The sequence below is a fragment of the Flavobacteriales bacterium genome (assembly GCA_016699575.1).
In the GTDB taxonomy this organism is placed as follows: Bacteria; Bacteroidota; Bacteroidia; order Flavobacteriales_F; family PHOS-HE28; genus PHOS-HE28.
Window position 1 is genome coordinate 3,838,891 of the sequence record CP064979.1, and the last position, 12,840, is coordinate 3,851,730.

Below are 12,840 nucleotides of genomic sequence, written 5' to 3' on the forward strand. Positions count from 1 at the left end.
CGTGCCAACTTTGCACCCCTCAACACCAAGGACATGAGCAAGAAGATCGGCGTTCTCGGAACCGGTATGGTAGGCCAAGTGCTTGCCAGCGGTTTCCTCAAGCACGGTTACCAAGTGAAGATCGCCACGCGCCAACCGGACAAGGTGGCCGACTGGCTGGACCGCAATCCCGGTGGCGGTGTGGGCAGCCACAAGGAAGTAGGGGCATGGGCCGACATCATTGTGCTGGCCAGCAAGGGCACGGCTGCCGAAGCGGCCATCCGTCTTTGCGATGCAGCCGACCTCGCGGGCAAAACGGTCATCGATACCACCAACCCGATCGCCGATGCGCCGCCCGAGAACGGCGTGCTGAAGTACTTCACGACGCTGGAGGAGAGCCTGATGGAGCAGCTCCAGAAAGCCAACCCCAAGGCCCACTTCGTGAAGGCCTTCAACAGTGTGGGCAATGCTTTCATGGTGAACCCCGATTTCGGCGGTGTGAAGCCGACCATGTTCATCTGCGGTAACGATGCCGACGCCAAACACGAGGTCGGCCTCATCCTCACCCAGTTCGGCTGGGAAACGGAGGACATGGGCGGCGTGGAAGGTGCGCGCGCCATCGAACCCCTGTGCATGCTCTGGTGCATCCCCGGTTTTGCCCGCAACCAGTGGACGCACGCGTTCAAGCTCTTGAAGAAGTAACCAACAACACCCCTATAGATATGCCCATCAACAGGAAAGCAACCGCCACATGGAGCGGTTCAGGTAAGGAAGGCTCTGGCCAGGTGACCACCACCAGCGGCGTGCTCAGCAACACCCCGCATTCGTTCCTGACCCGTTTCGTGAGCGAGGATGGCAAGGCAGGCACCAACCCCGAGGAACTTATCGCGGCTGCGCATGCGAGCTGTTTCACCATGAAGCTGAGCTTCGTGCTCGGCAACCATGGTTTCACACCGGAGAAGCTGGAATGCACATCCATCGTGACGATGGACAAAGTGGGCGAAGCCATGCTCGTGGTCGGCATACACCTCGACCTGAAGGCGAAGGTGCCCGGAATTGACACGGAGAAGTTCACGGTGTGCACCGAAGACGCCAAGGCGAACTGCCCGATCAGCAAGCTCATGAGCGTGCCGATCACGTTGTCGGCGGCGCTGGTTTAGCCCGTTACCGAGGGGTTGCTGAAGCGGTACACCAGCGCATCGCTGAAGTGGCCGCAGGCATCTTCCTTCCAGAACACGCCGCCGTTCTTGGCAACGACGCGTTGGCTTGCGATGTTCTCGCGTGCCACTTTGGAGGCGACGAAAGGCAGCTCGTGGACGCTGAACGCTTGGTCGAGCATCAGGCGGACGGCCTCGCTTGCATAGCCTCTGCGCCAGTGTTCGCGCAAGAGGCGGTAGCCCATCAGCACCGTGCCGTCCGACAGGCGACGCAGGCTGCAGCGACCGACCCAGGTGCCATCAACAGTTTCGATGGCCCACCGGCCGATGCCGTGCGGCAACTGCCTCGCGATATCAGCGATCCAATTCCGTGCGGCGCCAACATCGCGGAACGGCTCGTCGTGCACGTACTTCAACACTTCCGGGTCGTTGTTGAGCAGGAAGATGTTCTCCGCATCACGCTCCTCGAGCGCGCGCAACGTCAAGCGGTTGGCGGCGGCGGCGGTCATGGGGCGGGCACGTCTTCGATCCGCATGTACACGGGTTTGCGTTGCGAACGGATGAGGTCGCGTTCCTTGTTGGCGCCTGGACTTTCACCGATCAACAACAGCGCATCGCAGGCACCGATGACGGCAAGGGAGATGTCCATGACGGCCTTGTAGCGATCGGCAACATCGGCGTGTTCCAGGACGGGCAACGCGGCGTTCATACCGATCACAGGCACGTGTCCCAGTTCCAACAGGTGCGCGGCTGCTGCGTTGAGTGCGTCCAGGTTGGCCTGGCGCTGTTCGGCGGTGGGAGCGGAGTAGGGGCCTGCGATGCCGATGATCATGGTTGCTGGGGCTTCATCGATGCAGCCAAGGCTTGAAGAGCTTGTTCAGTGCCGGCAACAGCACGAAGACCATGAGCGGCACCAGGAGAGCGGTCATGATGAGCGTGCGCATGGGTAGCGCAATGCGCTGCAGCTGCGGGCCGAACAGCATGGAGAGCAGCGTGATGCTCGGATAGATGGCCACCCAGATCAGCACCGCGGTCTTCCACTTCGGTGGTGGTTTCATGGCGCGAAGATGCGCGCGCCCGTGTTCACCTCCGCCCGAAGAACTTGCCGATCGGCCCGATCAACCCGCCATGGATGGCACCGTTGCTGGCCACGATCTCTTCGCCGAAGAGCCAGTCGTCACCGCTGCGGAAGTCCGTGACCTGTCCACCAGCCTCTTCCACCAACAGTGCGCCAGCAGCCACGTCCCAAGGATTCAGCCCGTACTCGTAGAACGCCTCGAAACGCCCGCAAGCCACATAAGCAAGGTCCGCAGCCGCGCTGCCCAGGCGCCGTATACCACGGCTACCGTGCATCAACTCGCGCAGCAACTGCATATACTGCGCTTCGCGCCCGAAATCATCGTACGGGAAGCCGGTGGCCAGCAGGCTCTCCTGCAGTGTGTTGCGCGCCGAAACGCGGATGGGAGAACCATTGAGGAATGCACCACCGCCGTGCCACGCTGTGAAGGATTCATTCCGCGTCACTTCCAGGACCACGCCCACCGCCATGCGCTCGCCATCGTGCAGGCCAACGCTGATGCAATAGCACGGGATGCCGTGCACGAAATTGGTGGTGCCGTCCAGCGGGTCGATGATCCAGTTGGCGCCGTTCCTACGCGTGCCGGTTCCTTCCTCGGCGATGAACCCCGCTTCCGGAAGCAACTTTCCGAGGCCTTCCACAAGGCGTTGCTCGGCGCCCTTGTCCACGTAGCTCACCAGGTTGTTGAGGCTCTTGCTCTCCACGCTGGCCTCCGTGAAACGCGCGCTTTCCGTGCGGATGAACTCCGCCACTTGGCCGCACAGCGCCGCGACTTGTTCAGTGAGCAGATGCAGCTCGTTCATGCTTGGCGTTGCGTGACAACCAGATCCATCCGGCAAGCCCAACGAGGAACAACACCGTCGATATGACTTCGGCCTGGGTGATGTCGCCGAGCCATGGCGCGTTCACACGGATCTTTTCTATCCAGAACCGCTCGAAGCCGTTCAACATCAGGTAGAGGCAGAACAGAGTGCCCGGAATGTTCATCCGCTTCCGCACCAACCAAAGCACCACGAAGAAAAGGCCGCAGATGAGCGTCTCATAGAGCGGGGTAGGGTAGACGGGAGGGTCGAGGAAACTACAGTACTTGAAACGGCCATCGGCATCATGGTCCGCGAAGCAGGTGCCGCCAATGATCATGTTACCGCCCACGCCGTTCACGTTGTTCGGGTAGGAGTAGGCCACCATCCACGTCGGCAGGAAGGACGGCGCTTTGAACGCGGCCATCGGCACCTTATCGAGTGAACCGAAATGACGCTCGTAATAGGGTGCGTTCATGCGGATCCGCTCATCGATCTCGCCGGGCATAGCATCAGTGATGGTGCCGTTGCCCACGCTGACGTAGGCGCTGTTGATGATGCCCCAATCACCATCGCCGCTCACTTGGCATCCGATGCGCCCGATGGCGTAGGCGAGCATCAGGCCGGGTGCCGCACTGTCCATGCTCGGCAACACGGGCATGTTGTGTTTGCGGAAGAACCTGATGACCATAAAGCCCGCCACGAGCAGACCGCCGTACATGGTCAAGCCTGTGATGAAGCCTTCGGCGCTGGGTTGCTTCACGAAGCTGATGAAGTCCTCCGGGCTCTCCAGCCAATGGAACACCTTCGCGCCGATCATGCCCCACAGCGCTGCCGTAATGGTGATGCGGCCCACCAACTGGTAGGGGTGTACCTCCACTTCTTCCTCCTTCGGCGCGCCTTTGCCACGCCCACGCCACCACGAATAGCCCACCATCAGTGCGGCCATCGCGAAGCCCACGAACCAGTTCCCTTGTAAGCTGAGCAGGAAGCCCGGCGCGTCGTCGGTCACTTTGCACGAGTCGAGCAGAATGGGCCAGCCCTTCCAGCCGAGAACGAAACCCATGATGCCCGTGCTCACCAGATCACCTGTGCTGGGTGCACCACCGACCAGCGTCTTCGCTTTGGTGCTCTGGTACTGCCCCAGCTTTCCGCGCCGCTTGATCTCCACCGTGAGCGTCCAACTGGCCGCCACGAACGCCAGGGCCACGAAGAACCCGAAGCTGTTGAGGAACTTCAGGAAGCACCATTCGATGCCGGTGAGGTCGTAGAGCGCGTGGTAAAGTGTCGGGTACATCGGTCAGATGGCCGCCAAGGTCGGCACAACTTCGGCGCTGGCGCCGATCATGTGCCCGTCACCGTTGATCCGCTCCAAACGCACTGGCCCAATGGTGTTGGTCATCGCAGCCGAGTAAGGCATGGAAACCCGGATGTAGTTGTCGGTGTAGCCGTGCATCACACCATCCACGTTTTCGGACTCGAACAGGACGGGTCGAAGCGTGTCCGCATGCCTTTCGTAGTGGGCGCGCTGGAATTTGCTTCCAAGGATCCGTAGCTGCTTCGTGCGGTCCCGGCGCTCTTCCATGGGCACACCGTCGTCCATCCGCACGGCCGTGGTGTTGGCGCGTTCGCTGTACGTGAACACATGCAGGTAATCCACGGCGATGGAGCGCAGGAACGCGTGGGTCTTGAGGAATTCATCGTGGGTCTCACCCGGTGTGCCGGTAATGACATCTGCACCGATGCAGGCATGGGGCATCACCCGCTTGATGTGCTCTGCGCGATCGGCGTAGAGTGCGGTGTTGTACCGTCGGCGCATGCGGTCAAGGATGGCGTCGCTTCCACTTTGCAGGGGCATGTGGAAATGCGGCATGAACTTGCGGCTACCGGCCACGAAGTCAATGACGGCATCGGTGCAGAGGTTCGGTTCGATGCTGCTGATGCGGAAGCGTTCGATGCCGTCAACCCCGTCCAGCGCCTTGACAAGTCCGAGGAAGTCTTCGCCGTTCAACCGACCGAAATCACCGGTGTTCACCCCGGTGAGGACGATCTCCTTCACGCCCGATGCGGCAATTCGCTCAGCGATGGCAACCGTCTCCGCAATGGAGGCACTGCGGCTGCGACCGCGCGCAAGGGGAATGGTGCAGAACGAGCAGAAGTAGTCGCAGCCGTCCTGCACTTTCAGGAAGGTCCGCGTCCTGTCCGCGGCGTTGTACGACGGAACGAACTGCTTGACGTCCTTGATGGGGGAGTATCGGGCCTCACCCCTTGTTCCCCTCTCCAATGGAGAGGAGAGACCCGCCGACCGGACATCAGCAATGTGCTTGGCCAGGTCGAATTTCTCGTTGGCGCCCAGCACCAGGTCCACGCCGGGGATGCTGGCGATCTCCTGTGGTTTCAACTGCGCGTAACAACCCACCACGGCTACGAACGCTTCCGGATTGATGCGTTGGAAGCGGCGCACCCACTGGCGGCATTCCTTGTCAGCGTTCTCCGTAACACTGCACGTGTTCAGCACGAACACGTCCGGGCGCTCTTCGACCTTCACGCGGGCGTAACCAGCCTCCTCCAGCGAGCGGGCCAGCGTGCTGGTCTCGGCGAAATTGAGCTTGCAGCCCAGTGTATGGAAGGCGGCGGTGCGCGTGGAACCCATGGCGGGCCGCGAAAGTACAGGCGAGGGTCCACTGGTGACCTTGGTCCCAGCGAAGCCTTTGTGAAGGCCATCCTCATGTGCTGCCATCTTTGCACGCCCCATGCGCATCCTCATCCTCAACGGCCCCAACCTCAACCTTCTCGGTTCGCGCGAGCCGCACATCTACGGCAACACCTCGTTCGACGCCTACCTGCCGCAATTGCAGGCCATGTTCCCGCAGGCGAGCATTGTGTTGCTGCAATCGAACATCGAAGGTGAACTGGTGGAGGCCCTGCAACAAGCGCCTGGGAAGTACGATGCCGTTGTACTGAACGCTGCCGGCTACTCGCACACCAGCGTGGCCCTGCGCGATACGGTCGCCACATTGAGCATTCCCGTGGTGGAGGTGCACATCAGCAACATCCACGCGCGGGAGGAGTTCAGGCACAACAGCCTCACCGGTTCGGTGAGCAAGGGTGTTATCAGTGGCTTGGGCCTTGATGGTTATCGGCTGGCCATTGACCACTTGCTGCGAATGGAGCCATAGGAGCACATGGCCACATGGGCACATGGCCACATGAACCCATGGTCACATGAACCCATGGCCCCGTGCTCAGAACGCCGACTTGTCCAGCTCGCTGAATTTCTTCCAGCCGAGTATGAAGCGGTCGTAGGCCACACTGCGGCGGTATTGGCCGGTGAGGTCTGCATTCCGTTCCAGAGCCATCAGTCTGCGGCGTTCCTTCAGAATGGAAGGCAGCCGATAACAGAAGTGCCGGTGCGCGCGGCCCACTTGCCAGGCATGTGAGGCGTGGCCCTCCAGGAGGAACTTCAACGCTGCGAAGTCATCGAGGATGAACCGCCGCAGCACGCGCAGCAACAATGCCCGTGAGCGCAGGTTCTTGGTGAGCACGATCATGCTGTTGCGGAAGTTCAGATACGTCTTGAGCGGACTGCCATAGCCAAGCGCGCCTCCGCCAACGTGGTACACTTTGCTTGCGCAGGTGTAGCCGATGCGCCAGCCGGTCCGTCGCAAACGCCAGCAGAGGTCGATCTCCTCCATGTGCGCAAAAAGCGAAGCATCGAAGCCACCGGCCTCGCGGAAGGCATCGCGCCTGATCATCAGGCAAGCGCCCGTTGCCCAGAACACCTCGCGCTCATCGTCGTACTGGCCTTCGTCCTTTTCGGTGAGCTCGAAGATGCGCCCGCGACAGAACGGGTAGCCGTTGCGGTCCATGAAACCTCCAGCGGCGCCAGCGTGCTCGAAATGGTCGGGTCGCGCATGGCTCAACACCTTCGGCTGGCAAGCAGCCATGCGCGGGTGGGCGTCCATGTATGCGGTCAGCGCATCGAGCCAGCCGGGCGTCACCTCCACATCGCTGTTCAGCAGCAGGTAGTACTCCGCTTCTACCAGCGCTAACGCCTCATTGTATCCACCCGCGAACCCGGTGTTCTTCGCCATCGTGATCACCCGCACACCGGAATGCGCGGCCTGAAGCCACTCCACGGAGCCATCGGTGCTGGCATTGTCCGCTACGATCACATCGGCACTCGTGCTGTGCTCAAACACGGTCGGCAGGAACCGTTCAAGCCAGTTCCTGCCGTTCCAATTGAGAATGACGACCGCTAAGCGTTGCATGCGAACCTGTCCGCGAAAGACGGCGCCAAAGATGGGCGCCGGTGCCTAGCGGGGCCGATTGAACAGATCGTCCACCTGGGTGCCGTGCGTGGTGTTGCTGCTCTGGGGCCGTGTCACATCGCCGTTCGGGGTGTTGCGCCCGTGCAGGATCTGGTTCCAGTGCTTGTTCTGTATCTCCCCGGGCATATCGCTGTGCAGTAAGGTGTAGCACTGGCCCACGCGCTCCGGTTGATAGAAGATGAACCGCCTGTCGTTGTACCGGCCGCAGCGGTAGTAATGCCAGATCTGGTAGGGGTAGCCATCGTTGTCCATGGCCTGGTCGGTGACAGTGTTCGGTGCGCCGTACTTCAAGCGGATCTGCCCTTGGTCCGTGGAGTAGCCCTTGCGGTTGCGGCAGCCGTAGAGTGCGTTCACCTTCACGACCTCCTTCCGGTACTGTTCCCACTCGGCCTGTGGGTCCATACCGTTGCGGTTGAACCAGAAGCCGTAGAAGAACCGTTGCATCATCGAGACATCACGGTCCTTCGTGCGGTCGTCGATGATCTTCCGCTCCAAGTCCTGAGCGATTGGACGCATACTGTTCAAGTGCTCCAGCAACGTATCGGCATCCGTGATGGCATCAGCGAAGGTGTGCCCCATGGCCATGCTCTGCATGCTTTGCAGGTCGTACGCGATGGGGTTGTTGCGCTGGAAGAAGTGCTCCTTGCGGCCTTTCAGCTGCCCGCTGCGATCGCGGGCTTCAATGGCCAGCAGGTAGTTGCCGCTGGGCAATGCCGCAATGTCGAACGAACTGCTCAGCGTTTCCACCGCGCTGCCCTTGGCCCGCTTCACGGCTTTGAAGTTCCCGAAGACGTTCTTGGACTCGAAGACTTCGATCTCCCAGGAAAGAAGGTAGGCCGAATCCTGCCCGATGGCCTGGTCGGTACCGTAGATATCGGCGACGAAGTTCAGTACGTCCACATCGGCGGGGTAGTAAGCACCGAGGAAGGGGACGGCCACGCTGTTGCCGTCAGCGCCACTATCGAAGCGCTCGGCCAATAACACATCGCTGAAGTAGATGCCTGCCCCCGGGGCAGCAACCGCCAGCGGCTGGCTGTAGCGGCCAACCGTGGTATCGGCACCGTTCAGGTCGCGCAGTTCGAAGTAGAGGTCGTAGTTGCCCGGGGACAGGATGAAGGCTTCGCTGTGGATGAAGTCTTGGCGCTGATCGTCCATGCGCTCAGGACCCTGCACCACGCTCTTGCGGAAGTCCACGATCGCGCCGCCCTGCTCGATGATGGTGAGCGCTTCGATGCGCGCCTGCTGGAAGCCCCGTTCGTTCGAGAGGTGCACGGCGCTGGCCCCGCTGAAGGAGAAATGCACGCCCACCTGCGCCTTGCCGTCCGCGGTGTAGAAGGTTTTGGTTTCCACGAAGGCATCCACAGCGGCCAAGGCCGGGGTTGCGGTAAGCAGGAACAGGGCGGGGTAGAAGTGGCGCATGGTTCACCGATGGTGACCAAAGGTAGCCCTGCGCGGAGCGGCCCGCTCGCCGTTGCTGGCCCCATTGCCGCCGTTGACCGGCACCTTGGAATACTTTCGCCCGGCCATCGGCAACAGGAGAGGTGGCAGAGTGGTCTATTGCGGCAGTCTTGAAAACTGCTGTGCTCGCAAGGGTACCGGGGGTTCGAATCCCTCCCTCTCCGCCAAAGCCTCGCTGTTCCCCCGGCGGACCCCGGGGTCAAGCATCCCAAGAGCCCCAGCGTGCGCATCACCCTCCTCGGCACCGGCACCAGCGCGGGCATTCCCATGATCGGGTGCCACTGTCCGGTATGTACAAGTGCGGACGATCGGGACAAACGGTTGCGCACATCTGCCTTGGTGGAAACCGCCGGAAAGCGTCTGCTCATCGACGCTGGGCCCGATATCCGGCAGCAGATGCTCCGGGCCGGCGTTGAGCACCTCGATGGCGTACTGCTCACCCACGCCCACATGGACCACATCGCCGGCATCGACGAACTGCGGTCCTTCAACTTCCTGCAGAAGGCACCCGTCCATGTATACGCTGACCGTGCCACGTGTGCAGCGGTGCGCCGCATGTTCGCCTATGCCTTTGCCGAGGAAAAGTATCCCGGGGCGCCCGAACTGGTCCTGCACGAGGTTGGGCCCAGACCGTTCGAGGTAGCAGGCGTCCCCGTGGTCCCCATCGAGGTGGTGCACTTGAAAATGCCCGTCCTGGGTTTCCGCTTCGGGGGATTGGTGTACATCACCGACGCCAAGACCATCAGCGATGCTGAACTGGCCAAAGCCATGGGCTGCGAAGTGCTCGTCTTGAACGCCCTCCGCCACGAGCCCCACATAAGCCACCTCAATCTGGCCGAAGCGCTGGCCATCGTTGAACATGTTAAGCCGGGCCGGACCTACTTCACGCATGTCAGCCACGGGCTTGGCCTGCATGCCGAGATGGAACGTTCCCTTCCGAACGGTGTCCAATTGGGTTACGACGGACTGGTCGCAGACCTGTAAAGAACGTCCCGCCAAGCGCGCCACGTCAGGGGCTTAATGGTCGTCCTGCCATTGCGATCCGTCTTTTCACCACTTTCGGGACCCTTGAACCCATGTTGCACATGAGAGCTTCGTTCCTCCTTTGCGTTCTGATCACTTCCACCGCCATGGCCTCCGGTCCGTCCGGCAGGCCAGTGCCGCGCGAAGTCACGTTCATCACCAACAACAAGCGCCTCCCCGACGTCGATCGGCAGGCGGCTTTGCGGAATACTCCTGCGTGGCGGCAGTTCCGAGCGCTCCATGGAGCATGGGCCGTTGAATTCAACGAGGCCACCGGCTTGCCCCACCGCGCCTACGGGCAGGGTGTGGCGACCAGCGGGATCACGCCGGAGGAACGCGCCATGGGTTTCCTGGCAACATCGCTCACCGGCCTTAACCTTCCGCTCGATGAATTGGAGTTGATGTCGGTGAACGTCGGCCGCCGCATCACGCATGTGCACTTCAAGCAACGCCATGAGGACTTGCCGGTTCTCTTCAGCCGGGTTACCGTGAAACTTGATGCATCGGACCGCGTGGTAGCGTTCGGCGTTGAAATGCAGCGCGGTATCGAGGTTGCCTTGACACCCAGCCTGCCTGCGGGAGCGGCTCACAACGCAGCGATATCCGGGCTTGCCAACGTGCAGAACGTTGAGGTGATGCCTGGGCTATCGTTGCTGGGCGTGCCCAGTGGCCATCATACTGATCACAAGTTGGTGTACACAGTGGAAGTCGCCACGATCGAAGGCGAAGGCATGCCAGGGCGATATGAGTGCCTGGTGGATGCGCACACCGGCGAACTGCTCTATCGTCACGACCGTGTGATGCGTTGCGGCCATGGCCATGGTGAGAAGGACATGAGCAGCGACGTTACTGTCACCGCCACGGTGTACGAGGAGCAGCCCTACATCGCCCCTACGGTGCAGCCTTTGCGCAACCTCGAGTTCACGGTGAACGGCAATACGTTCGGTACGGACGCGAACGGGAGCGCTGCTACGGGTATCGTTGGTCCGGTGAACGGAACGTTCAGGTTGGAAGGCGCATGGAGCAGTGTGCGCACCGGTGGCGTAGTGCCGCAGTTCTCGGCCATGCTCCAGGATGGGCAGAACAACATCTCGTTCGACGGCGAGGCGAACATCCGGGAGTTGAGCGCCTACTTCCACGTGAACATCGTGCACGACCATTGCAATGCCGTGCTTCCGGGGTACACCGGGGTCGACTTCGCGCTCCCTACCAATGTCGACGTCAACGGGACTTGCAATGCCTTTTACGATGGCAGCTCCATCAATTTCTACAGCGAGGGTAACGATTGCCACAGCTGGGCCCAACTCGGTGAAGTCGTGTATCACGAGTATGGACACAACATCAACAATCGCTACTACCAGGACAACGGCGGCTCCTTCCAGAACGGTGGGATGAACGAGGGCTACGCGGACATATGGGCGCTTACCATCACTTGGGACCCCGTGCTTGCTGAAGGCAATTCGCTCACCGACCCCAACGATTACATACGCCGTTATGATCAAGCGCCCAAGGTCTATCCCGTGGACATTGTCGGTGAGGTGCACGCTGATGGTGAGATCATCGCCGGTGCTTGGTGGGACCTGTACGAGAACCTCAACGACCAAGCGATGCTGTTGCAGCTTTTTGCCGACGCCTTCGGCGGGCTGCAGGCAGACGTGCCGAACGGCGACGAGGGCACTGCGTTCCGCGATGTGCTGTTGGACGTTCTTTCCGCCGACGACAATGATGCCAACATCCTGAACGGCACCCCCAACGGCACGGCCATTATCGAAGCCTTCGCCGAGCACGGGATCACGCTGCTGAGCAACATCGAGCTGGACCACACGCCTGTTCTTTCCAACGCCCAGAACGATGACATCACCATCGAGGCCGACCTCACCATTCTCAGTGCCGACCAACAGTACCTCGGCGGCGTTTCGCTGTTCTACGAGGTCAACGACGGTGGTACCTGGACCGAGGTGGTGATGACCAATACCGGGGGCAACAACTACGAAGCGAACATCCCCGGTCAGCCCGTGGGCACCGTAGTGGCGTACTACATCGGAGCGAAGGACGTGTTCGGTTTCCTCAGTGGCGTGCAGCCCATTGGTGCAGCGCAAGCCGACCCCAACCTGCCGTACTACATCCTCGTGGGTTATGACCTGGAGAAGACCGAGGACGCTGACAACAACAACGAGCTCGGCGACATCACCATGGGCCTACCGACCGACAACAACACAACGGGAGATTGGACGCTGAACGATCCCAACCCGAGCCTGAGCACAGTGGACAATTCGGAGATACAGTCCGGAGATCAGCACACGCCCGGCGGCCAGTTCTGCTACTTCACCGGGCAGGCTGCCAATGGTGCCGGTCCCGGCGAGAACGATGTGGATGGTGGGCACACCACGCTCATCACCGATCCGATCGATCTCACGGACTACACGAACCCGACGTTCACCTACTGGCGCTGGTACACGAACAACCCGCCAGGCGGCGCGAACCCGGGTGCCGATTGGTGGCAGGTGGAGATCACCAACAACGGCAACAACTGGGTGTTCGTGGAGAACAGCAAGACCAGCGAACGCAACTGGCGGCGGAAGGCTTTCCGGGTGCAGGACTACGTTACCCCCAACAGCACCGTGCAACTGCGCTTTATCGCGAGCGACTCAACGCACATCGGCCAGAACCTCGATGGTGGGTCGCTCATCGAGGCCATGGTGGACGATATCCAACTGTGGGACAACACCGGCTTCGACGCCGTGGGCGAAGTCTCCGGGCCGGAGCTCGTTTCTGTTTACCCTTCGCCATCGGGCGATATGGTCAACATCCGCTTCGACGGTAAAGGGAATTCGATGACCTTGGAAGTGATGGATGCACTGGGACAAGTCGTGCGCTCGGAACGTTTGGCGGCCGGGTCGGCATCAGGCGTCCTCGATGTGTCGTCATGGGCCGACGGTTTGTACGTGGTGCGTCTGCGTTGGGAAGGTGGAAGCGTTGAACAGCGTTTCACCGTGCTGCATTGATCAACTGGG

At 61.1% G+C, this 12,840-nt stretch carries 13 protein-coding genes and 1 tRNA gene; 6 read left to right on the plus strand and 8 right to left on the minus strand.

The features are described 5' to 3' along the window. Nucleotides 1-33 precede the first annotated feature (33 nt). Entirely contained in the window at nucleotides 34-681 is a 648-nt protein-coding gene (locus IPJ76_15995; protein ID QQR86086.1) for an NAD(P)-binding domain-containing protein, read from the plus strand. 26 nt (nucleotides 682-707) lie between these two features. After that, the gene (locus tag IPJ76_16000) at nucleotides 708-1,139 is read left to right on the plus strand and encodes an OsmC family protein (GenBank protein QQR88484.1); all 432 of its coding nucleotides are present in this window, start codon (nucleotides 708-710) and stop codon (nucleotides 1,137-1,139) included. Here IPJ76_16000 and IPJ76_16005 read toward each other — a convergent pair. Genes IPJ76_16005 through mtaB form a run of 6 tightly spaced genes read right to left on the minus strand, consistent with a single transcriptional unit; the run spans nucleotide 1,136 to nucleotide 5,667 of the window. Continuing rightward, a complete protein-coding gene (locus IPJ76_16005) occupies nucleotides 1,136-1,645 on the minus strand; it encodes a GNAT family N-acetyltransferase (protein ID QQR86087.1) in 510 nt (169 codons plus the stop codon). The two genes, IPJ76_16000 and IPJ76_16005, sit on opposite strands and share 4 nt — an antisense overlap. Then, nucleotides 1,642-1,968, minus strand: a complete 327-nt coding sequence (locus tag IPJ76_16010) for a DUF4406 domain-containing protein (protein ID QQR86088.1) — start codon at nucleotides 1,966-1,968, stop codon at nucleotides 1,642-1,644. Before IPJ76_16010 ends, IPJ76_16005 begins: the two co-directional genes overlap by 4 nt. Nucleotides 1,969-1,981: 13 nt before the next feature. Further along, entirely contained in the window at nucleotides 1,982-2,194 is a 213-nt protein-coding gene (locus tag IPJ76_16015) for a hypothetical protein (protein QQR86089.1), read from the minus strand. A gap of 25 nt (nucleotides 2,195-2,219) precedes the next feature. Then, the gene (locus IPJ76_16020; protein QQR86090.1) at nucleotides 2,220-3,017 is read right to left on the minus strand and encodes an inositol monophosphatase; all 798 of its coding nucleotides are present in this window, start codon (nucleotides 3,015-3,017) and stop codon (nucleotides 2,220-2,222) included. Beyond that, nucleotides 2,992-4,311 (minus strand): prolipoprotein diacylglyceryl transferase, encoded by a 1,320-nt coding sequence (locus IPJ76_16025; protein QQR86091.1) that lies wholly within the window; start codon nucleotides 4,309-4,311, stop codon nucleotides 2,992-2,994. Before IPJ76_16025 ends, IPJ76_16020 begins: the two co-directional genes overlap by 26 nt. Nucleotides 4,312-4,314: 3 nt before the next feature. Then, nucleotides 4,315-5,667, minus strand: a complete 1,353-nt coding sequence (gene mtaB, locus IPJ76_16030) for a tRNA (N(6)-L-threonylcarbamoyladenosine(37)-C(2))-methylthiotransferase MtaB (protein QQR86092.1) — start codon at nucleotides 5,665-5,667, stop codon at nucleotides 4,315-4,317. Between the two features lie 100 nt (nucleotides 5,668-5,767). Here mtaB and aroQ point away from each other — a divergent pair, with 100 nt between their 5' ends. Beyond that, entirely contained in the window at nucleotides 5,768-6,193 is a 426-nt protein-coding gene (aroQ, locus tag IPJ76_16035; protein QQR86093.1) for a type II 3-dehydroquinate dehydratase, read from the plus strand. Between the two features lie 66 nt (nucleotides 6,194-6,259). On the opposite strand, the gene IPJ76_16040 is transcribed toward aroQ, so the two are convergent. Both IPJ76_16040 and IPJ76_16045 read right to left on the minus strand, forming a co-directional pair. Beyond that, nucleotides 6,260-7,285 (minus strand): glycosyltransferase family 2 protein, encoded by a 1,026-nt coding sequence (locus IPJ76_16040; protein ID QQR86094.1) that lies wholly within the window; start codon nucleotides 7,283-7,285, stop codon nucleotides 6,260-6,262. A gap of 45 nt (nucleotides 7,286-7,330) precedes the next feature. Beyond that, on the minus strand, nucleotides 7,331-8,764 hold the full coding sequence (locus IPJ76_16045; protein ID QQR86095.1) for a GWxTD domain-containing protein: 1,434 nt from the start codon (nucleotides 8,762-8,764) through the stop codon (nucleotides 7,331-7,333). A 116-nt stretch (nucleotides 8,765-8,880) separates the two neighbouring features. On the opposite strand from IPJ76_16045, the gene IPJ76_16050 reads away from it, so the two are divergent. From IPJ76_16050 to IPJ76_16060, 3 genes are all read left to right on the plus strand, one after another. Further along, nucleotides 8,881-8,970: transfer RNA gene (locus IPJ76_16050), tRNA-Ser, on the plus strand. A 55-nt stretch (nucleotides 8,971-9,025) separates the two neighbouring features. Beyond that, entirely contained in the window at nucleotides 9,026-9,787 is a 762-nt protein-coding gene (locus IPJ76_16055) for an MBL fold metallo-hydrolase (GenBank protein ID QQR86096.1), read from the plus strand. A 101-nt stretch (nucleotides 9,788-9,888) separates the two neighbouring features. After that, entirely contained in the window at nucleotides 9,889-12,831 is a 2,943-nt protein-coding gene (locus IPJ76_16060) for a T9SS type A sorting domain-containing protein (protein QQR86097.1), read from the plus strand. Nucleotides 12,832-12,840 lie beyond the last annotated feature (9 nt).

Excerpts from the sequence above, each read along its gene's own strand:
- IPJ76_16005 (QQR86087.1), bottom strand. The coding sequence starts at position 1,645 with ATGACCGCCGCCGCCGCCAACCGCTTGACGTTGCGCGCGCTCGAGGAG.
- IPJ76_16015 (QQR86089.1), bottom strand. The coding sequence starts at position 2,194 with ATGAAACCACCACCGAAGTGGAAGACCGCGGTGCTGATCTGGGTGGCC.
- IPJ76_15995 (QQR86086.1), top strand. The coding sequence starts at position 34 with ATGAGCAAGAAGATCGGCGTTCTCGGAACCGGTATGGTAGGCCAAGTG.
- IPJ76_16045 (QQR86095.1), bottom strand. The coding sequence starts at position 8,764 with ATGCGCCACTTCTACCCCGCCCTGTTCCTGCTTACCGCAACCCCGGCC.
- aroQ (QQR86093.1), top strand. The coding sequence starts at position 5,768 with ATGCGCATCCTCATCCTCAACGGCCCCAACCTCAACCTTCTCGGTTCG.
- IPJ76_16020 (QQR86090.1), bottom strand. The coding sequence starts at position 3,017 with ATGAACGAGCTGCATCTGCTCACTGAACAAGTCGCGGCGCTGTGCGGC.
- IPJ76_16040 (QQR86094.1), bottom strand. The coding sequence starts at position 7,285 with ATGCAACGCTTAGCGGTCGTCATTCTCAATTGGAACGGCAGGAACTGG.
- IPJ76_16025 (QQR86091.1), bottom strand. The coding sequence starts at position 4,311 with ATGTACCCGACACTTTACCACGCGCTCTACGACCTCACCGGCATCGAA.
- IPJ76_16060 (QQR86097.1), top strand. The coding sequence starts at position 9,889 with ATGAGAGCTTCGTTCCTCCTTTGCGTTCTGATCACTTCCACCGCCATG.
- IPJ76_16010 (QQR86088.1), bottom strand. The coding sequence starts at position 1,968 with ATGATCATCGGCATCGCAGGCCCCTACTCCGCTCCCACCGCCGAACAG.
- mtaB (QQR86092.1), bottom strand. The coding sequence starts at position 5,667 with ATGGGTTCCACGCGCACCGCCGCCTTCCATACACTGGGCTGCAAGCTC.